This is a genomic window from Verrucomicrobiota bacterium JB022 (genome assembly GCA_030673845.1).
Lineage (GTDB): Bacteria > Verrucomicrobiota > Verrucomicrobiia > Opitutales > Oceanipulchritudinaceae > WOUP01.
Map to the genome: position 1 here is coordinate 247,941 of JAUTCQ010000003.1, position 24,312 is coordinate 272,252.

A 24,312-nucleotide genomic window follows, 5' to 3' on the forward strand; every position below is an offset into this window, starting at 1 on the left:
GGGCTTAGCCCGCAAACGGCACTGCCGGCTCTCCCGCCACGCCGGGTTCGCAGGCAAAAAGGTCGCCGGCCTCAGGCAGTGCAGCGCGGTCTTTTACGTCGCGGGACCCCGTGGTGATATAAAGCGTGCGCAGCCCCTCGCCGCCGAAGGCACACGCCGTGACATGCGGCACCGGCAGGCGAACCTCGGCGAGCAAAGTGCCGCGATGGCTGTCGATGCAGCGCACGGCCCCGCCCGCGTAAAAGGCGACCCATAGGTTGCCCTCCGCATCGCGCGTCATGCCGTCGGGGTGGCCCCAGTCTTCGGGCACTTGCAGCAGCGGCCGCCGGTTGGCGATATCGCCCGTCTGCACATCGTAGTCAAAGAGGTCGATGCGGCCAGTTGGCGTGTCGATGAAGAAAAAGAGGCCGCGCTCGGCATCCCAGCACACGCCGTTGGAGATCGTCAACCCGCCGAGGACTTCGCGGAAGCTGCCGTCGCCGTCGAAGCGAAAGAGGCGGGCCTGGCCTTCGTCGCCGGGCTCTTCCGAGGTGGTGCCGACAAACAGCCGCCCGCGCGGATCGCACTTGCCGTCGTTGAAGCGGTCGCCCAACAGATGGCGCGCAGGGGAGGGCAGGGCCTCCTGTTGGCCGGTCTGAAGATCAAAGGCGACGAGCCCGGTCGTTTTGGCCACGATCACTCGGCTGTCACCCGCCCGGGGCACGACGGTGCCGATCTTTTCGCCGCAGGGCAGTTGCGTGTCGATCCCGGTTTGAGGGTTGAAGCGGTGCAGCTCTCCACGCTCCACGTCGATCCACAGGAGATGCTCATGCCACCAGATGGGGCCTTCGCCGAGGCAGGCTTGTGCGTGCAGGACGTTTTCCGCTTTCATGCCCGGACAGAAAGGCGGGTGGCACCGCAGCGCAAGTATAGCCCACAAAAAAGGAGCGGAAGACCAACGCCTTCCGCCCCTCCGGGATCAAATTCGGGTGCGCTCTTACGAGAGCGTCACAGGCTTGACGCGCACCGGCCTGCTCTCGCTCCAGCCTGGGTGAGTCGCCACCTTGGCGGTCAGCTCGCGCGGCGACAAGGCATAGAAGAAGGCCGCCGTCATGATGAGCAGGGCGCCATTCAGCTCGGCCAGCTCTTCCATAAAGGGCATTTCGACTTCTTCGCAGAATGAGCCCAGTGCCAGCAACAGGCAGCCGCCTATCACCAGCAGCGAGATTCGGCTGCGGACGATTTGCCAGAACTCGCGCAGGTGGTGGCGGAAGGCTACGGCGAATCGCGCCACCAGCGCGAGGAACACCAGCGTCATCAGGATGTCCTTGGACATGCCGCCAAAGAAGAAGTTGACCATTGGGGCGATGTCCATCTCCGCCACATCGACTTCCCGCAGGAAAAAGGCGACATTGGCAAAGGTAAAGACACCGGCCAGCCAACGCTCGAAGCCCTTCAGTTGTAAAAGGGCCCAAAGGGTAAAGAAAGTCGCGCCGATGTAGCAGACAGCCTGCAGGTTCTCGATCAGCTCGTTTTCCTCGTAGAGGTGGACTTGCCCTTGCCAGAGCACGGCGTACAGGATGGCCGCGTTCAGGCCCAAGGCGGCCAGAAGGATGGTTAGCACTCGTTTCATCAGGGATCTCCGTTTCGATCACGTCACACGTGGTCAAGGTGTGACGCAAACGCCGCAGTTGGCGGCTCTTCGTAACAATCAAGTTCTACTTATGCGCCTATACCCGCAAAAGTAAAGCTCTACTTAAAACATTCGTTTTTGAACGGCAGGAGGTGAAGGCAAACAGAGGATTAGCGCATCATCTCGGCTAATCCTGAAGATTCTGACCCTCGGGAAAGGACCAGGAAGCAGGTGTATCATCAAGCTTGCAGCATTCTACCCCGCAACGAAGTGTCCACAACGGCTCGTCCGGGAAGTCTCCTATCGTCAAGGTGCAGATAAGCCCGTTGACGTTGGCGAAGTAGTTCCCGTCCGCTGGCGCTACTTCGAGCCAGTGGATCCTTCTGCACAAGAGGTCTGCTATGATGGCATCTGGTGGTTGCACCCAGACATAAAAAAGGCGGCCGAAGCCGCCCGGGGAAGTTTAAAAACGAACGACGCCCTCTACGCCTGCGCCGCGAGCTTTTGCTGGGCGGCGGCGACGATGCGGGCCTTGAGCGCCTGCACATCCATGTCGAGCAGCTCTTGCGCGGGCACGGGGGTCGGGTGGATGGGGGGCAGCTCATCGAGCGGGGCGTTGAGCACGAGGTTGCGGTTGGCCGCCACTTCGTCGATGCGCTCGGTAGGCATGAAGAGCGGCACCACCTGCAACACCTCGGGGTGCTCGGTCACGATTTCGCCGATGGCGAGCACGGCCTCGTTGAAGCGGTCCAGCTCGGCCTGCGTGTAGCTCTCGGTCGGCTCGATCATCACGCCATAGGTCTCGGGCCAGGCTACGGTGGGCGCGTGGTAGCCGAAATCGAGGAACAGCTTGCCGATGCGGGCGATGACGGCGGCGTGCGGGACCCCGGCGGCCTCCAGGCGCTCAAAGTCGGCCTTGCTCAGCGTCATGATAAACTCGTGCATGCGCTTTTCGTCGCTGCCGGCGGGGAGTAGCGGGAAACGTTCCTTGGCGCTGGCGAGGCAGTAGCGAGCGGCGAGCACGGCCACGGCAGACATGCGTCGCACACCCTCTTTGCCCAGACGGCTGAGGTAGGTGTAGGCGCGCACCTTGTGGCCAAAGTTGCCCCAGTGGCGGTGGAAGCGGCCGATGCTGTGGAGCGGGCGCACGGGCTCGAAACGGCCCCCGCGCTTCTCGATCTGGTAGCCCGGCAGGAAGTCTTGCAAACGGGCGCTGACGGCCACGAAGCCGTCGCCCGGGCCGCCGCCGCCGTGCGGGATCGACCACGTCTTGTGCAGGTTGTTGTGCACCGCATCGACGCCCAGCGCGCCGAGGTCGACCCAGCCCGCGATGGCGTTCATGTTGGCGCCGTCCATGTAGACGAGGCCGCCGGCGGCGTGGACCTTGTCGGCGATGCGCTTGAAGTCGCGCTCGAAGAGGCCGGTAGTGTTCGGGTTGGTCACCATGATGCCGGCGAGGTTGGCCCCGTGCTTGGCGAGCTGTGCATCGAGGTCGGCCTCGTCGATCAGGCCATTGTCGCCGCCCTTGAGCAGGGCGAGGGTGCAACCGGCCATGCTGGCGGTGGCAAAGTTGGTGCCGTGGGCCGAGGCGGGGATCAGCAGCACCTTGCGGTGGTGTTCGCCACGGCTGCGGTGGTAGGCCTGGAAGAGCTTGATGCCCACCAGCTCACCCTGCGCGCCGGCGACCGGTTGGGTCGTGACGGCGGCGAGGCCGGTGATCTTGCGGAACCACTCCTGCGACTCCCACAACACCTCCAGCGCGCCTTGGGCGTCCTCAATGGGGGTCTGCGGGTGCAGATCGGCAAAGCCCGGCAGGGCGGCCGCCCACTCGTTGAGGTAGGGGTTGTATTTCATCGTGCAGGAGCCGAGCGGGTAGATCCCGTCGTCGGGGCTCACATTCAGCTCGGCGAGCTGGTTGTAATAGTCCTGCAGCTTTTCCTGCGAATAGCGGGGAAGGTTGGGGGTCTGCTTGCGCTGGAGCGGCGCGGGGACCTTGGGCAGGTGAGCCGCTGGCTGGGTCGGCTCGCCATAGCGCTCCGCAAAGAACGCCACCGTCTGGGCCACCACGTCCGCGTCCTGGCGGTCGCTCGTCGAGAGCTTGAGCAGGGGGCGCTTGCCGCCGCCGATGCGGTCGCTCACGTCCACGCCGAGGTGCAGACCGGCCTTGCGGGCGTCGGCCAACAGCTCGTCCACCGGCTCCGGCACTTCGAGGGTCAGCTCGTTGAAGAACGGAGCCTCTTCGAATGCCGGGCGCACGCCTTCAAAACGGGTCAGCTGCTCAAACAGCTCGACCGCGGTCGCACGGGCCTGGCGTAGCATCGTGCCGATCCCTTCCGCCCCGCGCTCAAGCAGGGCCGAGCCGGCGAGGGTGGCGAGAAAGGCCTGGTTGGAGCAAATGTTGGAGGTAGCCTTCTCCTTGCGGATATGCTGCTCGCGGGTGCTGAGCACCATCACCCGGCAATCGCGGCCCGCTCCGTCGAGGGCCTTGCCCACGTAGCGACCGGGGGTGTAGCGGATGGCGTTCTTGTTGGCGTCGTTGTAGCGCACGCCAAACAGACCGAGGCCCGGACCACCGAAATTGGGACCGATGGCGAGGTGTTGCGCTTCGCCCACGATCATGTTGGCACCGTTCTGGCCGTAGGCTGCCGGCTCCTTCAGGCCGTCGGGCCCGAGCAGCATCGGATCGACCACGGCCACGCTCTGCACGCCCAGCTCGGCGCAGAGGTCGGTCAGTGCGTCGACATCTTCGAGCAGGCCGAGGGTATTGACCTGCGGGAAAACGATGGCGCCCACGCGGCTGCCCAGCTCTTCGGCCTTGCGGCGCAGGGCGGTCAGGGAGATGCGGCCGGTGGTCGGGTCGAGCGGCACGCGCTCCAGCGAAAATTCGGTATCGGCAATCAGCGTCTCGACGGTTTCGAGGTCGGCTGGGTAAAGGCCGTCGCAGACGATGGCGATGTCGGCCTTGCGCTGCATGCGGAGCGCGGTGGCGAGGGCCTCGTAGATCCCGCTCGCACGATCGTAGAGGGAGCTGTTGATCGCCTCGAAGCCGGTCAGCGAAGTCAGCGCGCACTGGTAGATCCAGTGGCAGATCAGGGTGCCCTGCGAGCGCTCGGGCTGGTAGGGCGTGTAGGCGGTGGCCAGCTTGCGCAGCCCCAGCACGTAGGGCACGATGGGGCTCACGCTGAAGTGCGGCAGGCCGTCGCCAAGGAAGCCCGGCAGCGGACGGTTGCGCTGCGAAATGGCCTCGACGTGGGCGGCCGTCTCTTCGTAGCCCAGCTCGTCGGGCAGGTCGGGCGCCTTGGCAAAACGCACCTCCTCCGGCACATGGGCAAACAGCTCGTCCAGGCTGCTCAGGTTCAGCCGTTGCAGCATCGCCTGCAGCTCCGCTTCGGAGGCAGGCAGGTAGTGGCGGTGGGATTCGCGCGGAAAAGCGCTGGGATCGTACGGAAGTTTGGACATCAGATGGCTCTCGACTTCGGAAGTTGTGGCTTGGGCCGACCGCGGCGTCAACATGCTTGCGCTGGACGCATCCACCCCTTGAAGATAGCGGTTTCAGGCCGACGATTTGACATGAACAAAAAGGAACGCGCCGCTTTTGTCTACCAACAGCTCCAGGATTTCTGCTCAGAACCCATCATCCCATTAAGATATTATGATGCCTACTCGCTGCTAGTAGCTGTGCTACTCAGCGCCCAGTGCACCGACGAACGGGTCAATCAGGTGACGCCCAAGCTGTGGGAGCTGGCGCGCACGCCGCAGGAAATGGCCGAAATCCCGGAAGAAAAGATCCTCGAAATCGTGCGCCCTTGCGGTCTCGGCCCGCGCAAGGCCAAGGCGATCAAGGAACTGTCCCGCATCCTCACCACGCAGTATGGCGGGGCGGTGCCCCAGACGAGCGAAGAGCTGGAAGCCCTGCCCGGCGTCGGCCACAAAACGGCGGAGGTGGTGCGCGCGCAGGCCTTCGACATCCCGTCGTTCCCCGTCGACACCCATATCCACCGATTGGCCCAGCGCTTTGGCCTCACCAGCGGTCAGAACGTCGTCCAGACCGAGCGCGACCTGAAGGCTCTCTACCCGCCGGAGACCTGGAACCACCTGCACCTGCAGTTCATCTACTACGGCCGCGCCCACTGCACCGCCCGCAAAAAGTGCGACGGCTCCCCCGAGGCCTGCCCCATGTGCCCCCACGTTAACGCCGGGAGAAGAACGGCGCGCAAGACGAAGAAGGCGTAGGGCTTCACAGGTAGCGCGAATACTTGGTAAAGGAGCGATGCCACCTCCTTCCCCTTACGACTTTTGGTATAACGGAATTCTTGCCGACGGGGCGTTTGTTTCTTGGCCCCCGCCAACGTTTGGATTAAAGTGCCTTATTAGAGCGATAACCTGTCTCGGCCGTCCTGTGTTGTCTCACAGCGAGGCATGAGATTTAGGCGCCTAAGCCCTCCGCGACTCTAAACCCAAGAAACCTGAAGTTCATTCGTGAAAAACAAAAATACGCTGTCTGTTCTCACCGCCGTTGCCGCATTTGCCGGGGCCACCCACGGCCAACTCGTGGTTGAGTCCTTCAACTATCCGGATGGGAGCCTGGTAGGTGCCCTCAATTCACCTTGGATCACTTCCGGGGGCACTTCGGGTCAAGTCCAGGTGTCGTCCGGTGCCATTACCATCAACGATAGCGACACGGAAGACGTTGCGATTGGTTTTGGTTCGCAGACCTCTGGAGAGCTTTTCGCGAGCTTCGAATTTTCCGTTGCCGATCCGGTAAGCTATACGGGCGTGGATTTCGAATATTTTGCGCATTTCCGCAATGATGCCTCCGCCTTCATTTCTCGCATCGATTTAGCAGCCTTCTCGGCTTCGGGCTTTCGTGTCGGCATCTCCAGCAACACCAGCGAAGCTCAATCGGTTTGGGCTACTGATCTGGCCTACGGAACTACCTACACCGCCGTTCTAAGCTATTCGTTCGAAACGGGATCCTCCACCTTGTGGATCGATCCGGTCGACCGCAACTCTGTCAACATTGTCGGGACGTCGCTGTCAGTCGGAGAGCTTGATGCGTTCGTGTTTCGTCAGTCCGGGGCCACGCCCGATCAGTCGATTACCCTCGACAATCTGACCATCGACACGGCTTTCCCGGTTGCCGCCGTGCCCGAGCCCTCCACCTATGCCGCGCTGGCAGGCCTCTGTGGGATTGCTTTCGCCTGCATCCGCCGTCGCCTGCGCGCTTAAGAGCGGAGTTGGCAGGATTTGCCTTTTTTCAGCCGCCGGAGCGAGTCCCGGCGGCTTTTTTGTGCGGGTCTCCATGATCTTGGTGCTGAGTCAACGCTACCGAGGCAGATCCGTGCCTTGGTTGAGGATGGAGAGATAGCCCAGAAAGCCATATTTCTATCATGTTGTAGCATACCCGTATCCTCTCCCTCGCGGCTCGGCGTGAGGCAACATTATATGTCTTGATGGCTGACATAGAATGTATGATGCCCTTTGGGATTTCCCTGTGGGTTTAATGGTTGAAGTCTTTATGTATGCTGATCATCAAAAGCTTACGGGATGTATGGTTTTGATGGCCCGCTTCGTGATTAAAGGAAAGAACAACCTTCAATCCGAAGCACCATGAGTATCTGGAATCGTATCCGCATCAATTTCCGCACTGAGGTGACGCGCCTGCTCGATCAGGTGGAGAACCATGAAGCTGTCGCCGACGAATTGCTCGGCAAGGCACGCCAGCAGTTGGCGGCGGCTGAGACGCGCCTCGTGCGTCTGCAACGAGAGCGCGAGCAGCTCGACCAGCAGCAGCGCGACGCAGTGGCCAAAGCCGAACAGTGGCAGACCCGGGCCGTTCAGAACGCCACCGCCAACCAAGAGCTGGCCCTGCAGTGTCTCCAGCGCAAGAAGGCCGCCGCCGAACTGGCCCGCCAACGCGAAGAGGAGCTGGTGCAGCTCGACGGCCTGGTCCACGAGGTGGAGCAAGAGCTGGACGAAAGCCGCCGCCTGATTGGCGAGCTGAACCGTCGCAAGCAGGCCCTCGCCGCACGCGACCTGAGCCAGCGGGCGCAGCAGGATTCGCGGGCCGCGAGCGGCGACGAGGAGCTGGGCCGCTTGCTCGACCGTTGGGAAGAGCAAGTGCGCGTGCGTGAACTGGAGCGCCCTATGGGGCGAGGGAAGCCCGTCGACCGTCTGGAGCAGCAGTTCCGCGAGGAGGAAGAGCGCGACGCGCTGGCTCGCGAGCTGGCTGAACTGAAGTCGAACCTCAACCAGGCCTAAGTCATGAACGCCACCCCACCTCCGCTGCCCGCTACCGTCGTCCCCAATCTTCCGGAGGTAGAAGCTCGCCCGCACGAGGGCTTTTCGCTGCCCCGCCTGCTCCGTTGGCTGGGGGGCCTGCTGCTCGCGTCTGCTGCGGGCAAGTTTATCTTTACCGATCTGATGGAGCGCGGCCCGTTCGGCCAATACGCCGTCTTTCTCGGCTTTACGCTGCTCATCGGCGTGTGCGGCTGGCTGGTGACGCGCCGCTGGCAAGATGCAGCCGCCGGTCGTGCGCTGCTGGGGCTGGCCGCTGGATTTGTCCCCGCCCATTTCGGCCAACTGAGCGCACTGCTCTACGAGGCACGCTTTGAGGGCCTCATGCTGGGCGCGCCTGCCTGGAGTCTACTGGGCCTCGCGCTGCCGGTGCTGGCGCTCGTCTCGTGGCTGGGCATGTCGGCCCTTTGCCGTTCACATGCGCGGTTGCTGGCGGTCAGCTTCTTCGCGGGGCAGCTTCTCCTGCTGCCCACCTGGCGCGATCCGCAGTGGATCACCGGTATAACGGTCGCTTTGCTGATCGCTACCGTGGTCGTGCTCGAACGGGTGCGACGTAGCTCCCCCGGCTTTGTGGGGCTGGAAGGCCTATTGGCGCAAGTCGCGTTCTTTCCCGCCATCCTCATGCTGCCGATCCGGCAGGTATGCTGGCATCATGGTGACGAGGGGCCGTTCTTCCTGCTGGTCGCGCTGACGCTTGCCTACCTTTTCAATGGCGTGTTTGCCCCGGGCGTTCGCAATCGCGTGCTGCGGGGAATCGTCGAGACCGGGGGCTTGCTCTGGGGCTTTGCGGCCTGGCTGCTCGGTGCGCAACTGCTCTTCGGTTGGCACGAGGAACTGCTGGCCTTTGCCGCGCTGCTCTATGCCGTGCCGGTGATGCTGTGGAGCCTCACCCGTTCAGTGGAGCAGGGCCAATGGATCCGTAGCGTGGCAGCCTTTCTGCTCATGCTCGTGGCGCTGCTGAGCGTGGGCGAAGACGCTTTTCCGCTGATGGAGCGTGCGTTGGTGGGGCTTGCGGTCGGTGCGGCTCTGCTGGCCTGCCACCTGCGCGAGCGCTTGTTGCTGACGTTTGCCCTCTTGGCGTTGATCGTCTCCGGCTGTGACAACGCCTACACGCTCTGGACCGGCCTCTTCCGCTGGCACTGGAGCCTGCTCGGCGTCGCGGGTCTGGTCATCATCCTGCTCGCCTCCTGGCTCGAACGCCTCGACGCCCGCCGCGTCTACCACCACTTCAAGCACGAGTGGCGGTAGGGGGGGCGTTAAAGCTCTGCCACCCGGAAATACCCGCGAATTGCCACGGGATCACGGACGGTAATTTGCACGTGCGTCTTTGCCATGATCTTGGCCCCAGGATAAAGTGGCTCCCCTTCCATAAATGGGCCTCGGACAGTCGTATACGGTTCGAGGCCTTCTTCTTGGCGGAAATAATGCATAAAGTTGATCACGGCGCAGTCGAGGTGGCGCTTGATCAAGTCGGCGTCGCCCTCAAAGCCGGACTTATTCTCGGGAAGCTCTCCCCCTTCCATCTTCCTTATTTCACGAAATACTTCGTAGGCGCGTTGAAGGGTTGTGAGCGAGCTTTGATCAGAGAGATCTAGGCATGAGCCGGGATCTATAATCGCCCCTACCACAAAGGGCTTATCGATGCGGGTCTTGAAGAACTGGGGATGTTGTTGGATGAAGAGCGCCCAGTGATAGGCGCGGAGCGGGTCGTTTTCCCAGAAGTAAATCCCTTCTCCAAGCCAGTCGTAGTCATTACGGCTCAGTTGAAGGTGTTCCCCAGCCAGCACACGTTCGCCCACGGCTCGGTCGCAACCGTGAAAGCCTAGAACCCAGGAGGTGCGGAACATTAGCGGTATTTCTTCGCCAACTTCCCGTCTTTTGTAATAAAGCCGCCTTTCAGCAACGCTGCGCGCGCAGCCTCAGGCGAGGCTGTAGCTTTCTTAGCAAACGATTCCAGTGCCCGGCGTTCGGCTTCGATGTCCGCTTGGGGACGCTTGTAGACCACCCACGTCATGGGGTTACTATCACAAAATACTTGTATTCCCGCAAGCTGATTTGGCGTCTCCCCACTGCCCTCTAATACTTCTTCCAGAGGGCGGGGGAGAAGAGGGCGAGGATGGCGTAGAGCTCGAGGCGGCCCAGGATCATGAGCAGCGAGAGGAATATCTTGGTGCCGCTGTGGAAGAAGGCGAAGTTCTGCGTAGGGCCGACTTCTTCGAGGCCGGGGCCGATGTTGAACAGCGTGGCGGCGACGGCAGAGAAGTTGCCCGTAAAGCTGAGCTGGGGCTCCAGCACGGCTACGATGAGGGTCGACACGAGGAAGATCATCGCCATCTGGACGAGGAAGACCATGATCGAATCGATCGTGCTCTGGTCGAGGTGCTGGTCGTTGACCTTCAGCGGGCGCACAACGCGAGCCCGGTAGGCCCGCTCAACGTGATGGCGAGCCACCTTCCAGGCCACGCAGAGGCGGATCACCTTGATGCCGCCAGCAGTGGAGCCGGAGCAGCCGCCGATGATCATGAGGATGAAAAAGATGATATGTGTCGCGGGCAGCCACTGCTGGTAGTCTTCGGTCGCGAAGCCCGTGGTCGTCATGATCGAGATCACCTGGAAGGCTGCGTCGCGCACGGCTCCTTCAAAGCTGTCTGCGTTGAGGCCCAGATAGAGGAAGAGTGTCACCATTGCCGTGGCCCCGCCGATGATGCCGAAGTAGCTCTTCACCTCGGTCGACTGGCTGAGATACTTCCAGTCGCCCTTGATCAGGCGCAGGATAACGAGAAAGCTGCAGCCGCCCAAGGCCATGAAGACGATGACCGCCCATTCAAAGGCCGGGTTGTTGAAATCGGCCACGCTGGCGGAGCGCGTGCTGAAGCCCCCCGTGCTCAGCGTCGTGAACATGTGGTTGAGCGCGTCGTAGAGGCTGAGCCCGCACATGAGAAACACGACGGTGCAGAGCGCCGAAAGACCGAGGTAGAACAGGAGGATCTTCAACACGCCCTGTTGCACCCGCGAGGCATCGAGATCGGCCGCCTGCGCGCTGGATTCGCGCGAAAAGAGCACCTTGGCCCCTGCGCCGAGGAAGCTGAGCAGCGCGACGAAGAACACCACCACCCCCAAGCCGCCGATCCACTGGCTAAGGCTGCGCCAGAAGAGCAGGCTCAGCGGCATGTGCTCCAGATCGCTCAGGATCGAGGCTCCTGTGGTGGTAAAGCCGGAGGCGGATTCGAAGATACAGTCCGCAAAGTGAATGCCGGGGAGGATAAAGTAGTAGGGCAGGGCACCGAGCACGCTGGCGAAGATCCAGCCCAGGCCGATCGTGGCCAGCGCCTCCTTGCGAAACATCTTGTGGTTCTTGGACCGCCCAAGGATGAGGCCTGCGGTGCCGATCGCGCCCGCGATTGCCGTGCTGATCCCAAAACCCCAACGCGCCGGGCCCGCCCAGTCGCTGCCATCGTCGAGAAACCAGGCGACACCCCAACTGAGGAGGAAGGCGAGGCAGATGGTGACGGCAATCGTGCCGAGCAGGCGGATGACAATGGAGTAATTCATACGGCTAGGCGTGGCCGAGCAGGCGCAACAGCTTGGGCACCGTGTCTTCGCGGGCGATCACCACTACGCGGTCTCCACCGAGGATCTGGTCGTCGGCGCCCGGCACCTTCACACTGTATTTGTGCAGCAGGGCGACTGCGACGGAGCCTTGAGGCCAGGCGATCTCGCGCAGGGCCTTGCCGGCGGCGGGCGAATCGTTCTTAACGCCGATCTCGAGGATGCGCACCTGCTGGCGCGGAAACTGGAACAGCTCGATGTACGGCTCCTTGCTCAGGTAACGCTGCACCTCGTTGAGCGTCACGAGCCGGGGCGAGACGAGGGACTCGATACCGAGGGTCGAGCGCAGGTGGTTGAGCATTTCCTCGTAATCGCTCTTGTTGAGCACCACCTGCACGTGGTTGGCCCCCAGCTTGGCCGCCTGGATGCCCGCCATGATGTTGTTTTCGTCGTCGCCCGTGCTGGCGACAAAGTAGTCGGCATCGCCCACCTGCTCCTCTTCCATCAGGCGCAGCTTGGTGCCGTCGCCCCGTATAATGGTGACGTGGGGGAAGGCTTCCGCCAGCCGCTGGCACTTGTCGGCGTTCTTTTCGATAATGCGGATGCGGAAGCGCGAGCTGCTGAGCAGGCGGATGAGCGCCACCGCCGTCTCGCCGCCGCCCAGGATGACGACGCGGGCGGTCGAGGCCTCGCTGTGCGGGTCAAACTTGCCCCGGATGCGGCTCACGTCGTGCGGCGGGCCAAAAATCGTGACGATGTCGCCCTCTTCCAGCACGGTATCGGCGTGGGGCACGTCTTCCTGCTCGCCTCGACGGATAAAGCCGATGCGGATGTCTTGCGGCAGGCGGATGTCGCGCAGGCTGCGCCCCCGCCATTTGGCGCTCTTGTCGACCCGCACGCGCTGGGCTTCGATCTGGCCGCGGGCGAAGTTCTCGACCGCCACCCGCGCGGGATTGCGGATCGTCTTGGCCAGCTCGACCGCGCTGAGGCCTTCGGGGTTGATCATCACGTCGATCCCGAAGTGCAAGCGATAGTTGACGAGCGAATTGTCCTGATACGTCTGGTCGTGGTTACGCGTCACCACCAGGCGTGCGCCCAGCACCTTGGCCAGCGAGCTGGCGATGAGGTTGGTCTTGTCGTCGCGCGTCATGGCGAGGAAGCAGTCGCAACTGTCGACGCCTGCCTTCTTGAGCACCCCGGCGCTGCTGCCGTTGCCCTGGATCACCTTGACGTTGTGCTCCTCATCGATCGCGGTCGCGCGCTCGAGGTTGGACTCGATCACGGTCACGTCGTGCCCCTCGTTGCTGAGGGTCCAGCTCAGAAAGGTCCCGACTTCGCCCGCGCCGACAATGACAATCTTCATCGGGTGGGCAGGCTAGAGCACTTTCACCGAAAGGGAAGCGTTTTCCCCAGTGATTTTAGCCTGTATTTGGAATGGATACAGTGAAGTGCTTCGCGGTTATGCCACTTTTACCGCCGCCACCAGAGGGTCCTCAACTGCAGGCGCGTCAACGCGGCGTCGGCGAGGGCCAGCAGAAGGAGCAGGCCGAGCAGGTAGGGCCGCAGGCTGTAGGAGCGCTTGCCGGGGAGCGGCTGGAAGCTGTCGGCGAGGTTCTGGCGCAGGGTGCCCCCGCTGGCGTTCGAGAGGGCGGCCAGCTCGCGCCGCGCCTGCGGGTTGCGCACAAACTCGGCGGAGGTGCTGAGCGCAAAGGGCCCGGCGGGCACGAAGTTGCTGCCTGCGCTGACGCCGCCGGTAAAGGTCTCGCCGGGGGGCAGGTGCACGCTGGTGCGGAAGTGCCCGGGCTCCATCCGCTCCCAGGCCGGGGCCAGCTTGCGAGCCTCGGACGACAGTTCGAGCGCGGGCGGGGTTGTGCTGAGCGGCCCGATCCAGTCGTCGCTATAGTAAAAATCGAACGTCAGCCGCGAGCCCTCGCGGTGGCTCTCGATCGCGAGCCCGGCGGGCACATCGGGGCGGGCGGTCCAATCGACAATGCTGCGCAGGAAGGCCCCGCGGTCGCCCCACAGCTCCGTCTGCAGCGCGCCGTCGCCCACCACGGGGAAGGTCACGGCCATCACGCGCCCGCGCGCCTGTTGCCAAAAAGCCACCAGCGGCGCCTGGTAGGCATCGGTGGTAAAGAGCGCGCCGTTGGCGTTGTCGCGCAGGTAGCCGAGGTTGTAGCCCGGCACCTCCGGCAACCACTCCAGCGGCGCACTGCTGATCTGGCTCCAGGCCAGCGTCGGCTCGGTGGGCGTCACATCTTGCACGAAGGCCGAGCGCGCGATCGTCACCGTTTCCTGCGAAAAGAGGGCGGGTAGCTCCTGCGCTTGGTCGGTGAAGAAGATGCGGCCACCGCCCAGCTCGGCGATGTGCTTCAGTAGTTCGGCATGGACGTCTTCGGGCGTGCCCAGTGCGATGACGGACACCGTGACGCCGTCGGCCCGCATCTCGGGCAGCAGCTTTTCGTAGCCCTCTGCTGCTTCGGAGTCGTTGGCGTCGGAGAAAAGGATTACGTGGCGCTGGCCGAATTGCGCCTCCTGGAGCTGCTCCCAGGCCGCTAGCAGGCTCTTGAACACGTAGATGCCGCCGCCCATCGAGGTGATGCCGCCCACGCGCCGGAAGACCTCCTCGCGGTTGCCGGTGAGGGTTGTCATGGGCACGATTACGTGCGCCTCGGTGTCTGCCGCGAGCACGGCCAGGCCGTCGCGGTTGCCGAGCAGGGCCGCGGTCGAGACGGCTCCGGCGTTGGCCAGCTGCATCTTCGTCACCGGCTGGCCGCTGGCGTCGTCGACCGTCATGCTCATACTGCCCGAGCGGTCTAGCACCAGCACGAGAGCGGTGGCGAGGCGACGGTGCTCCTGTCGCAGCTCCATGCTCACCGGCAGCACCTCGGCCAGCGCCGAGCCGAAGTAGCCGCCCGAGCCGAAGCTGTTGGGGCCACCCACCATCAGCAGCCCCGTGCCCTGTTCGCGGATCGCCGCCGTCAGCTGCGCGTTGAAGCCGATGGGCAGCACATGGGCGGGCACGTCGTTGAGGATCACCAGCCGCGAGGCGATCAGGCTGCCTTCGTGCAGGTTTGAGAAGTCATGCACCAGTTCCACTTCCGCGCCCGCTGCCGCCAGCAGGTCGGCCAACGGGTCGTTCCGATATTTGGAAAGCAGCAGGATGCGACCGTTGCCCTGCGCGCGCAGCCAGGCTTCGCGGCGGTTGTTAGCCTCGATGGCGTCCGTCTCCGGCTCGATCTCGACTGCATAACGGTAAGCGCCCGCGCGCTCCACCCGGTCGGCCAAGGCCAGCCGCGCGCTGCCACCGCTTAGCTTGGCCGTGCCTTCGTGCACGGGCTGGCCATCGCGCAACAGGCGGTAGGGCACCTCGCCGTCGGGCCCCTCCAGCAGCAGGCTCAGGCGAAAGAGCTGCCCCGGGCGCACCTCGCCGGGCAAGGCCAGCTCGCTCACCTGCACGTCGGTGGCCTCTTCGGCCTCGATCAGGCGGTAGTCGACCGCCAGCCCTTCGCGCATCACGGCAGTGCCCACCTCTTTCAGCGGCTCGGTGCTGTAGCCGTCGCTCAACACTAGCACGCGGGCGGGGGTGTCGGTCTCGCGCCGCAAAAGGACCTGCCGCAGGGCCGTGTCGAGGCGGCTCTCGTAGCCGGTCAGCGCCTGTCCGTCGCTCTGGCGCGCCAGCTCGTCGCGCGGTTCCTCGGCGTAGTCGATTCGGTGCAGTGCGGCGTCCTGAGGACGGGCGTCTTCGAGCAGCGCCCACCAGCGGGCAAACACCTCGTCCATCTCCTCGCGGTTGGAAAGGGAGCGGTCGACCAGCACCCAGAGGTCGGGCGCGCGGTCCTGCAAGCGAATCTGCGGCTCGGCCAGGATCAGGGCCAGCAGCAGCGCCAGCAGGATGCGCAGGGGTCGCAAGACCACGTGGCGGGGTAGAAACAGCAGCAGCGCCGGGTAAAGCAGGGCGATCAGGAGCCAGGTGGGATGCGCGAGGGTCATCAGCCGCGTTTGAAAGCCATCGACCAGGCGCCGGCGAGGCAGAGCCCGATCAGGAGCAGGATGAATTGGTTGAGCGCCGTGATGGGGTGGGCGACCGCGCGGTTGCGGGCCTCCATCAGCGTCGGCAGGTCGTCGCGTAGAGCGGCGGCGGAAAAGTCGGCCTCACGTGCGTCGGCAAAGTGGGCGGCGGCGAGCAGTTGCAGGCGGCCTTCCCGCGAGCCTTCGATAAAGGACGGCACTGCGGGCCATTGGCCGAGTGCTGAGACTGGTTGGGCGGGTTGGCCGACGGGCTCCACGATCCACTGCAGGGCCTGCGCCGTCGTCAGCGGGGTCGAAAGCTCGTGGTTGGACTGCTCGTAACCGGGCGTCTCGACCCGTACTTCTTCGACGAAGCGGTGCAGCAGTACGAGAAACTCCGGCACGCGGGCTAGGTTGCTGAAGCGTGGGTCGAAGTGCAGGCGCAGCTCGTCACCCCGCCGCTCCACCAGCGGACGCTCGCCTTTCCACACCAGCACCTCGCCTTGTGGGGTGGGGGCGGCACCGGGCGGCTGGCGGATCACCAGCGCGTCCCATTCCAGGCCACGGATCAATGCCGCGTCGGTGCTCAGCGTCGGCTCGGTCCAAAGGCCCTTGACCGTCTCCGGCCAGCGGGTAAACCGCACCGTGGGGCCATCGCTCTCCTGCTCGCCGAGTATAAACGTGACTTCCGGGCTCCCCACGGTCTCACGAATCGCGCCGAGCGCGTCGAGCATGCGGCGGAGGGGCTCGTCGAAGTCGCCCGTCTGCAGGAGCACGGCGAGTGATTTTTCCTGCGGGCGGACGAGCGGCAGCGCGTCGTCGAGGGCAAAGTCGTCGCTCGAAAGGTGCAAGACCAGCCGCTGCGTCGCGGGGAAATTGCCGCTGAGGGTGGCCGTCGCGCCAGCCTCCAGCGAAAGCGTCTGGTGAGCGGCATCGGCCTGCCCGGGCACCTCCGTCCACCATTCCAGCGAACGGTTTTGCGCGCCGTAGTTGCGCACCAGCGCCTGCCAGCCCAGGGGTGGGCCACTCTCGAAAGTCACGCCCGCAAAGCCGACGTTTTCCAGCGCCTGCCCGACCGAGACCACCGTTACGGAGTCGTCCAGGCCCTCGATCTCCGGGTGATCGGTGAGCCACACGACCACACCGTCGGTCCCGGCGGCGGCGCGGGCCGCCGTCAACGCCACCAGCGGGTCGTGCCCGTTGCGCGCTGGCCAGCTCTCGGGCAGGCTGCCGGCCAAAGCCCCCGCCTCCGTGCCCCGATAAAAAACGTTGGCCGACGGGTGGCTCCCGAGCACTAGGAAATCCGTATGGCGGCTGCGGGCGGCCAGCGTTTTGCCGATCTCCGCCAGCGCCGCTTCGGTCTCGGGACGAAAAGCGGCCATTGAGAAGGACTCATCCACCACCACGGCCACGCGCTGGGTCGCCCGTTGCCCGATCCAGACCGGGCCGGTGAGCAGGAGCGTCGCGAGCAGGATTGCGGCGGCGTAGAGCCAGAACGAGGGCGTGCTCTGGAAGGGCAGGCGCTTGCGGCCCCCGGTGGCATCGGTCCCCGCGTCGGGCAGGAGAAAAAAGAGGTTGGTCGGGGCGGTCGGGCCGCGCCGCTGGTAGAGGTAGATCCACACCAGCACGGGCAGGCCCAGCAGGCCGAGCAGCCCCCAGGGTTGGGTGAAGATCATGTGCGGTAGCGGAGAAAGCCGGAGCGCAACCCGTCGAGCCGCAGGGCTTCGACGAAGGGCAGCGCGGGTGAGACGCGGAGCAGGCTGGTGCCGTGGCTTTGGGCGCTGCGTTGCCAGTCGCTCAGGTGCCGGTCGTAACGCTCCTGCAGGCTGCGGCGAAAGGCGGCATCGACGCGCAATACCCGCTGCCGACCCGATTCGCGGCAATCAAACGTCGTCTGGCCGTCGAGCAGGTCGGGCAACGGCTCTTGCGGCACGAGCACCCAGGCCTCCCCGGCGTTGCGGGCCAGCGTCGACAACAGCGGGGCCGGGCTGTCGCCAAAGAGCAGGTCGGAGATCAGAATGCGGAGTGAGCCGCTGTGCAAAGGCTGGTCGATCTGGGGACCCGATGCGCCCGCCGCCGGGGCAAACGTCGCCGCCTCGCCCCCTAGCGCGCGCGGGTCGAACGCCTCCAGACCCCGGTGGTCGGCCATCCACAAGCGCAGGCGCGCGCCCTCTTGCCGACTGGCCTCCAGCATAAAAAGCAACAGCGCCCACGTCAGACGCGCCTTGCCTTCGGGGGCAAACATCGAGGCGCTGCGGTCGAAAATCACCTCCGTCAACGGGCTTACCTCAGCCTCGAATACCTTCATTAGCAGCCGGTCCGTGCGCGCAAAGGCCCGCCAGTTGAGGTGACGGAAGTCGTCGCCGGGGTGGTAGTCGCGCTGGTCCTGGAACTCCAGCGATGCGCCCTCCATCGGGCTCGTGCTGCGGCCCGTCATGCGCTGGCGGTGGCGCGCAGTGCGGTTCAGGGCCAGCTTGGCCGCCGCCTCGATCGCATCGGCCCGGGCTTGGCGCGGGATGGCAAGGGCTGGGGCTTCGGCGCTCATTCGGTCACGACGGCATCGGATTCGCCCACCCGGGTCCGACGCCCGGCCAGCAGGATGATGAACAGCACGCCCACAAAGAGCAGCACGTTGAGCAAGTCGAAGCCGTCCAGCGATGGGCCGCCGGTCTCGTAATGGATCAAGGCCAGGGGCGGCAGGACGGGCAACAGGAAGGCTACGTCTTGCAGCTCCATCCGCGCCATGCCGAGCACCATCCCCGTGAGGATCGAAGCTACGACGACACCGGCGGCGGTAATCGCGTAGACCTTGCCGATGCTGCGGTGCTGGTAGGCTTTGCCCCAGACGGCGGGCAGCACCGGCAGGAGCAGTGCGTTGGCGAAGATCGCGATCAGGCCCGGCCCCGCCGAAAAGTCATCTGAAACGAAGCTCATTAGCATCCCGATGATCGCCACAAAGCCGATCAATACGCTACCGCCAAACCAGCCGGTGGAGTAAAAGGCCTTCCGCAACAGCCCCGGAGGGCCGTTGCGCCCATAGCGCGGGTGGAAAAACGGCGTCTGCATCAGGACGGGCAGCCCACAGAACATTGCCATCACGACGGCCGACGGAGCGGTATCGTGGTAAAAATCGGGGACAATGAGGCACAAGCCCCCGAGCAGTAGGAAGTAGAGCGCAAAGCCCCGCAGCGACATCAGTTGGCGGTCCGAGGGCGAGCGAAACGGCAAGGCTGCCACCTCCAGCAGGGCCAGCACCGCCGGCAGCAGGAGCGTTATGCCCGCCACGCTCAGTAGCAGATAGTCGGGAGGGGCCGCATAGCCCAGACTTCGGCTCAGAGTCATCAGCGAGATGAAGACCGACATGACCGGCCCGCCAAAAATCAGGGCACCCACGATGATGGCCCAGCGCAGGATCGTATTCTGGATCGGCGAGATCGAGACCGCGATGGCACACGCCAGGGCCGAGGCAAAGAGCGTCGCGCCCGCGCCCATTGCCACCATGTCGAGCGGCAGCGGGTTGATCATCTGGACGGCCAGCGCATAGGGCGCGACACAGGCCGTTGCCAGCGCGATCTTGGCCAGTAGCGCGCACCACTGGCCGTAGACGATGCCACGGGCGGTCAGTCGTGAGGTCAGGATCAGGTCGAGGCGGTTTTCCTGCCGTTCGAGCGTGAGCCCGCCCACACCCATCAGCGGCAGGTAAAGAAAGAGGTAGAGCATGGTGATGCCGCCGACCAGCCCGAACGAGTTGGCGCCATCGATGGGCAAGACCCAGAGGTTGAACACCACCACGATGGCCAGCACGGCATGCAGCAGCACGAGGCCCCAGACAAAGAAGCGCGAGCTCAACTCCTGCTGGAGCTGGCGGTGTACGATGGGCAGAAAGGTTTGGAATCGCGGCTTCATTGCGGCAGGGGAGGCGGGGTGGTCGGCAGCTCCGTCGGCTGGATGAGGTGCATGAACGCGTCTTCGAGGCGCGCCTCCACCTGGCGAAACTCGTGCACGGGGAAGCCGGCGAGGATGCTGCGGTGCAGGAGATCGCGCGCGGCTTCGGTGCCGGTCGTCTCCAGCAGCACGATGCCGCCGTCGAGGTGCTCCTCCTGCAGGGCCATCGCCGGCTGGAGCTGCACCCATTCGCGCCACTCGGCCGCCTTGGCGGTCAGGCGCACGCGGATGCGCTGCCCCGGCTGGGCCTTGGCGTGTACGCTCTCGGTCGTGCCGCTGTGGATGATCTTGCCCTGGTTGATGAAGATGAGCTGGTCGCAGATCGCCTCCAGATCGGCCAAGATGTGCGAGCTGAGCAGCAGCGTCTTGCCCTGGTTGCGCAAGGCGAGGATGAGATTGCGGAACTCCACCCGCGCGCGCGGATCGAGGCCAGCCGCCGGCTCGTCGAGCAGCAGCACCGAAGGGTCTTGCAACAACATGCGCGCGAGCGACACCCGTTGCGCCTCGCCCTTGGAGAGCTTGGTGCAGGGGCGCTTCACGAGGCCCTGCAGGCCCACAAATTCAACCACCTGGGCGATACGGGTATCGCGCTGGGGCTGGGGCATGCCGTAGGCGCGCCCGAAAAACTCCAGATATTCGACCACCGAGAGGTTGGGGTAGCCGCCAAAAGTGTCGGGCATCCAGCCGATGCGGGCGCGGACCACGCGGGGGTAGAGCAGCGCGTCGATGCCCTCGACCACGATTCGGCCCGCGTCGGGGAAGTCGAGCGTCGCCAGCAGGCGCAGCGTCGTCGTCTTGCCCGAGCCGTTGGTGCCGATAAAGCCCGTCACGCTGCCGCGCGGGAGCGTAAAGGAGACATCCTGCACGGCCTTCACATCGCCAAAGCTGCGGTAGAGACCCTTGGCGATCAGCGCAGGCTGCTCGGGCGGGATGGGGGGTGGGGTGGGTTCGCTCATGGTCGCAGCACCTCCGGTGTGCCGTAAAATACGTCTTCGATCGCGAGCCAGTCGATCTCCTTGGCCGGCTCGAACAAGGGCCGCTCCATTTCGCCCACCGCGAGGTAGACGGGAGTGCCCACCGGCATGCTTTTGAGGGAGAGCGGCACCTCGTCGGCGTCTGCCGGCTCCAGTGCGCGCCGCTCGCTCAGCCGCAGGTTGGTGGTCTTCCAGAAGCGGCCACGCGCATCCTTCAGCCACACCTGGTCCAGCTTGGCCGGCAGCAGCGAGACCAGCTCCGGCGTCGCGCCCTCGACCAGCTGCAGCTTCATCTGCGTCGGGTAGCTGCCGACGATGCGGTGACTTGTCAGCGCGCGGCTTTTCAGGATGCCGCTGGCCGAGCTGGGGGTGACCTCGATCCTCTCCTGCTGGAACTGATCGTAGTTGAAAACCTCCGAGTCGGGCGGCAGGTGGATCAATGTCGCCTCTGCCGGCAGCGAAAAGCGGTCGTTGGTGAGCAGGCGGGAGCGGACTTCGGCGGCTTGGGTCACCATCACACGTTGCTGTTGCGCATCCAGATAATGGATCCGCTGGGCGACGCCGCTGCTGCCCAAGCCCTCTGCCGCCAGCGAAATCCCCAGGATCAGCACTACTGCGGCCACCGAAACGGCGGGCACGATAAGAAAGAGGCGGTGCTGCCGAGGTGGGCGCGCCAGAGCGAAAAGAGCCCCCGGGCCAGCGATCACTGCAAACAGCAGCACGACACCGCCCAAGACCCCGTAGGGCGGACGAGCCGGCTGCAGCATGTCCTGGATTTCCAGCGACTTTCCCATGCCGAAGGCGTGCTCGTCGATCCGCTCCAGCGCGAGCGGCAGGGTCCTTGTGCCATCGAGGCGGGCGGATAGCGCGATCATGTTTTCGCCCGGGATTACGTCCACTTGACCAAAGCCAGTCCAGAAATCGGGCGTCCAACCGGTTTCGGCGCCATCCGCAACGATGAAGTGCCCGCCCAGGCGCACCCAGTCGCGGATCGCCGTTTGCTGCTCCGCGTCGAGGCCGTTCCAGTCGTTCGCGCTCAGGGCGAGCGCCTTCAGGCCCAGCAGCCCGTCGAAGCGATGGGGCAGGCGCTGCGGTAGCACCCGCATGTCCATTTGTGGCAACTCTCCCTCCCGCGCCGCGCCGATCAGCCGGTCGGCCGCTTCGCTCCAGAGCACGTTACGGGTGCCGGGATCGTTGATCGAAAACCCATAGACTTCGTTCAATGTGGCGTAGTTGCGCTCGCGTGAGCTGATGGCCATTTCAATCGTCCGGGTGCTTTGAGCGGCGACGGGCGTTTTCGGGCCGTTAAAGGTGAGGCTCTCGCTACCATAATCCCAGATGTGGACTTGGGGCGTGAAGTTGATCTCGCGGTCGCTTTGGTTGCTCACCACGATACGCAGCGGCGTGTAATCGCGCACAAAACCATCGTCGGCGCGCAGCGTTTCCACGCTGATCAAGGCACCCGTCGCGGGGTCGACTTCCGGTTGTGGCGCGGCTTGGAGGACGCTCGAAAGGCTGAGAAGCGCGAGGCAGGCAAGGAATAGACGGTGCGGCTTCATCCTTGGGGCAGCGGTTGGAGGATGTCGGGCAGGTTCTTTTCTTGTGGCAGCACTTCCTGCAACAGGCGTTCGACCAGCCCCGCGCCGGTCAAGCCGTCGAGGCGGGCGCTATGGTCGAGGATGATGCGGTGCTGGAGCACGGGCACCGCCATGGCCTGCACATCGCTGAAGTCGGCGTGCGGGCGCTGATGCAGGAGCGCGCGCGCCCGGCTGACGGCCGCGAGCGCGATGGCCGCACGCGGGCTGGCCCCGTGGCGCACGTGTGCGGCTGCCTTGGAGGCATCGGCGTGGGTGGCCTCGACCAGCCGGGCAATATAGCGGCCCACCACGGGCGGTAGATAAACCTCCTGCACCGTTTGCTGAAGCGCCAGTAGGCCCTCGGCGTTCATCACGGTGGGCACGCCGCTGCCGCCTTGGCCCGGGCGTCGGTTGAAGAGGATCTTTTCGAGGTCGTCGAGCCCCGTGCGGCGGATGTCGAGCTTCAGCAAAAAGCGGTCGAGCTGGGCCTCCGGCAGCGGATAAGTGCCCTCCAGCTCGATCGGATTTTGCGTCGCCACGACAAAGAACGGGTGGGGTAACGTGTGCGTCTCGCCCAGTACCGTCACTTCGCCTTCCTGCATCGCCTGGAGCAGGGCCGACTGAGTCTTCGGGCTCGCGCGATTGATCTCATCCGCCAGCAGGATCTGGCAAAATACCGGGCCTTTCTGAAACACGAAGCGGCGGTCGCCGTCGACCATCTGGACCACGTGTGAGCCTGAGATGTCGCCCGGCAAGAGGTCGGGCGTAAACTGGACGCGCTTCATCTCCAGCCCGGTGGCGGCGGCGAGGGCTTTGACCAGTTCGGTCTTGCCGAGGCCGGGCAGGCCCTCGATCAGGATGTGGCCACCGGCCGATAGGCCCAATACGGCTCTTTCGAGCAGCGCGCGTTGGCCGTAGACGGCGGTTTCCAGCGCCTCGACGAGTTGCCGCACCTGGGCGTGGGCGGCGTTGAGGCGTTCATCGGACAGGATCGGGGGGCGAGGGTCACTCATCTTGGAAATAACGTTCGATCACCTCCGCCTCACGCGGGCGGAAGCGGGTGGAAAGGCGGGCGTCGCTGCGGGCTCCAGTCTCCAGCGTGGCGCGGCTCTGGGCGCTGCCGTTAAAGTCGGCGGCCTCCTCGGGGGCTCCGGCGGTGCTCACGCCGAGGGTATCGCCCGGCAAGGCGCGGTTGGGGTCCAGCTCGGCCGCCAGCTGCTCTTCGAGGCCGGGAGTCGGCAGGTCGGCAAACGGCTGCAAAATCATGGGCGCAGTGCCGCCGCCTTCATCGGGGCCGCCCTCACCGCCTTGGCCTTCGCCATTTTCGCCCGGCTCGCCCGGTTGCGGCATGGGACCAAAATATGGCTCCAGATCGTCGGGCGACAGCCCCAGCGATTGCGCGACCTGGTTGGAAGCATCGCGCATGCGCTGGCGCAGCTGGTCGGCGGTCTTTTGATCGAGCCCCGGCGGGTTGTTCTGGTTCATCTGCGAGAGTTTGTCGACCAGCTCGCGTTGCAAGGGCAGGTCGCCCATCGCGAGGTCGTCGACCAGCTTTTCCCAGCCTTGCTGCCCGGTGCCACCGCTTTCCCAAGGTTGTCCATCGCCGGCTTCGTGCGAGGCGGCTGCCATTTGCGAGGCCATGTCTTCGAACTCACGCTGCAGGTCGTTACGCAGCTTCTGGGTGGCTTCGAGGCTCGCCCCGTCAAACCAGCGCTGCTCGTCCTGTTGGGTCAGGTCTTCCAGCCGCTCGCGCCACTGTTCGAGCGCTGCCGGCTCCACCACGTCGAGGTCTTCCATCTGGTCCAGCATCGCCTCGATGCGCGACCAGTCTTCCGGCGGGTTGAAGGCGAAGGGGTCTTCGGCTTTGGGCTCGGGCGAAGAGCTGAGCAGCGTAGCGATGGCGAGCAAAACGACTGCCCCCAGCGCCTGCAGGGCCGGGCGTTGCCAGTGCCAGCGAAAGAGCGGGCGGCGCGGTTGGGGGCTGGGCCATGGGAGGATGCCCTGCCACGCCAGCACCAGCCGGTGGTGCAAGCCCAGCCACAAGTCGACATCCATCACTACGGCCTCGGTGCGGGTGCGGCGTCGCCAGGTTTTGAGCACGGCAATGGCGAGCGCGCTTCCGCCCAGCACGGCGGCGCACCACCAGCCCGGCGATTGGGGCCACAACTCTTGCAGCAGCAGGGCGGCGGGGATGGCGGCAAAAGCGAGCCAGAGGCCCCAACGTGCCAGTTGCTCCCCCAGGCGGGCGAGGTGGATGCTCCGGCGCGTAGTTGCGACGAGGCTACGCCAGTGCTTGGCGTCGGCCGTGAGTTCAGTCGCAGGAGGCACACTCATAACGGGAGACGCC

General features: G+C 64.7%; 19 protein-coding genes. 4 read left to right on the plus strand and 15 right to left on the minus strand.

Annotation, left to right across the window (positions count from 1 at the left end; translation table 11 throughout):
- Positions 1–4: 4 nt before the first annotated feature.
- From Q7P63_02770 to gcvPB, 3 genes are all read right to left on the minus strand, one after another.
- Positions 5–871: an SMP-30/gluconolactonase/LRE family protein gene (locus tag Q7P63_02770; protein ID MDP0499000.1), complete on the minus strand. Its 867-nt coding sequence runs from the start codon at positions 869–871 to the stop codon at positions 5–7.
- A 105-nt stretch (positions 872–976) separates the two neighbouring features.
- Positions 977–1,612: a hypothetical protein gene (locus Q7P63_02775; GenBank protein ID MDP0499001.1), complete on the minus strand. Its 636-nt coding sequence runs from the start codon at positions 1,610–1,612 to the stop codon at positions 977–979.
- Between the two features lie 483 nt (positions 1,613–2,095).
- Positions 2,096–5,071 (minus strand): aminomethyl-transferring glycine dehydrogenase subunit GcvPB, encoded by a 2,976-nt coding sequence (gene gcvPB / locus Q7P63_02780; protein MDP0499002.1) that lies wholly within the window; start codon positions 5,069–5,071, stop codon positions 2,096–2,098.
- A 111-nt stretch (positions 5,072–5,182) separates the two neighbouring features.
- Here gcvPB and nth point away from each other — a divergent pair, with 111 nt between their 5' ends.
- From nth to Q7P63_02800, 4 genes are all read left to right on the plus strand, one after another.
- Entirely contained in the window at positions 5,183–5,845 is a 663-nt protein-coding gene (nth, locus tag Q7P63_02785) for an endonuclease III (protein ID MDP0499003.1), read from the plus strand.
- Positions 5,846–6,091: 246 nt separating this feature from the next.
- Positions 6,092–6,841 (plus strand): PEP-CTERM sorting domain-containing protein, encoded by a 750-nt coding sequence (locus tag Q7P63_02790; GenBank protein MDP0499004.1) that lies wholly within the window; start codon positions 6,092–6,094, stop codon positions 6,839–6,841.
- 381 nt (positions 6,842–7,222) lie between these two features.
- Complete coding sequence (locus Q7P63_02795) at positions 7,223–7,873, plus strand: PspA/IM30 family protein (protein MDP0499005.1); 651 nt, start codon at positions 7,223–7,225, stop codon at positions 7,871–7,873.
- 3 nt (positions 7,874–7,876) lie between these two features.
- Positions 7,877–9,157 (plus strand): hypothetical protein, encoded by a 1,281-nt coding sequence (locus Q7P63_02800; GenBank protein ID MDP0499006.1) that lies wholly within the window; start codon positions 7,877–7,879, stop codon positions 9,155–9,157.
- Between the two features lie 8 nt (positions 9,158–9,165).
- Here Q7P63_02800 and Q7P63_02805 read toward each other — a convergent pair whose 3' ends face one another.
- The 12 genes from Q7P63_02805 to Q7P63_02860 all read right to left on the minus strand — a co-directional run bounded on the left by Q7P63_02805 (position 9,166) and on the right by Q7P63_02860 (position 24,299).
- Positions 9,166–9,756, minus strand: coding sequence for a hypothetical protein (locus Q7P63_02805; protein ID MDP0499007.1), 591 nt, complete (start codon positions 9,754–9,756; stop codon positions 9,166–9,168).
- Positions 9,756–9,923 carry a hypothetical protein gene (locus Q7P63_02810; GenBank protein MDP0499008.1) on the minus strand — a complete coding sequence of 56 codons (168 nt, stop codon included), beginning with the start codon at positions 9,921–9,923 and terminating at the stop codon, positions 9,756–9,758. Before Q7P63_02810 ends, Q7P63_02805 begins: the two co-directional genes overlap by 1 nt.
- A 62-nt stretch (positions 9,924–9,985) precedes the next feature.
- The gene (locus Q7P63_02815) at positions 9,986–11,461 is read right to left on the minus strand and encodes a TrkH family potassium uptake protein (GenBank protein MDP0499009.1); all 1,476 of its coding nucleotides are present in this window, start codon (positions 11,459–11,461) and stop codon (positions 9,986–9,988) included.
- A gap of 4 nt (positions 11,462–11,465) precedes the next feature.
- The gene (gene trkA / locus Q7P63_02820) at positions 11,466–12,821 is read right to left on the minus strand and encodes a Trk system potassium transporter TrkA (protein MDP0499010.1); all 1,356 of its coding nucleotides are present in this window, start codon (positions 12,819–12,821) and stop codon (positions 11,466–11,468) included.
- 107 nt (positions 12,822–12,928) lie between these two features.
- Positions 12,929–15,451: a VWA domain-containing protein gene (locus Q7P63_02825; GenBank protein ID MDP0499011.1), complete on the minus strand. Its 2,523-nt coding sequence runs from the start codon at positions 15,449–15,451 to the stop codon at positions 12,929–12,931.
- On the minus strand, positions 15,451–17,145 hold the full coding sequence (locus Q7P63_02830; protein MDP0499012.1) for a hypothetical protein: 1,695 nt from the start codon (positions 17,143–17,145) through the stop codon (positions 15,451–15,453). Before Q7P63_02830 ends, Q7P63_02825 begins: the two co-directional genes overlap by 1 nt.
- Positions 17,142–18,014 carry a DUF58 domain-containing protein gene (locus Q7P63_02835; protein ID MDP0499013.1) on the minus strand — a complete coding sequence of 291 codons (873 nt, stop codon included), beginning with the start codon at positions 18,012–18,014 and terminating at the stop codon, positions 17,142–17,144. The genes Q7P63_02830 and Q7P63_02835 overlap by 4 nt, the downstream gene beginning before the upstream one ends.
- A complete protein-coding gene (locus tag Q7P63_02840) occupies positions 18,011–19,375 on the minus strand; it encodes a hypothetical protein (GenBank protein ID MDP0499014.1) in 1,365 nt (454 codons plus the stop codon). The genes Q7P63_02835 and Q7P63_02840 overlap by 4 nt, the downstream gene beginning before the upstream one ends.
- Positions 19,372–20,370 (minus strand): ABC transporter ATP-binding protein, encoded by a 999-nt coding sequence (locus tag Q7P63_02845; GenBank protein MDP0499015.1) that lies wholly within the window; start codon positions 20,368–20,370, stop codon positions 19,372–19,374. Before Q7P63_02845 ends, Q7P63_02840 begins: the two co-directional genes overlap by 4 nt.
- Complete coding sequence (locus tag Q7P63_02850; protein ID MDP0499016.1) at positions 20,367–21,947, minus strand: hypothetical protein; 1,581 nt, start codon at positions 21,945–21,947, stop codon at positions 20,367–20,369. Before Q7P63_02850 ends, Q7P63_02845 begins: the two co-directional genes overlap by 4 nt.
- Positions 21,944–22,978, minus strand: a complete 1,035-nt coding sequence (locus Q7P63_02855) for a MoxR family ATPase (protein MDP0499017.1) — start codon at positions 22,976–22,978, stop codon at positions 21,944–21,946. The genes Q7P63_02850 and Q7P63_02855 overlap by 4 nt, the downstream gene beginning before the upstream one ends.
- Positions 22,971–24,299, minus strand: coding sequence for a hypothetical protein (locus tag Q7P63_02860; protein ID MDP0499018.1), 1,329 nt, complete (start codon positions 24,297–24,299; stop codon positions 22,971–22,973). The genes Q7P63_02855 and Q7P63_02860 overlap by 8 nt, the downstream gene beginning before the upstream one ends.
- Positions 24,300–24,312 lie beyond the last annotated feature (13 nt).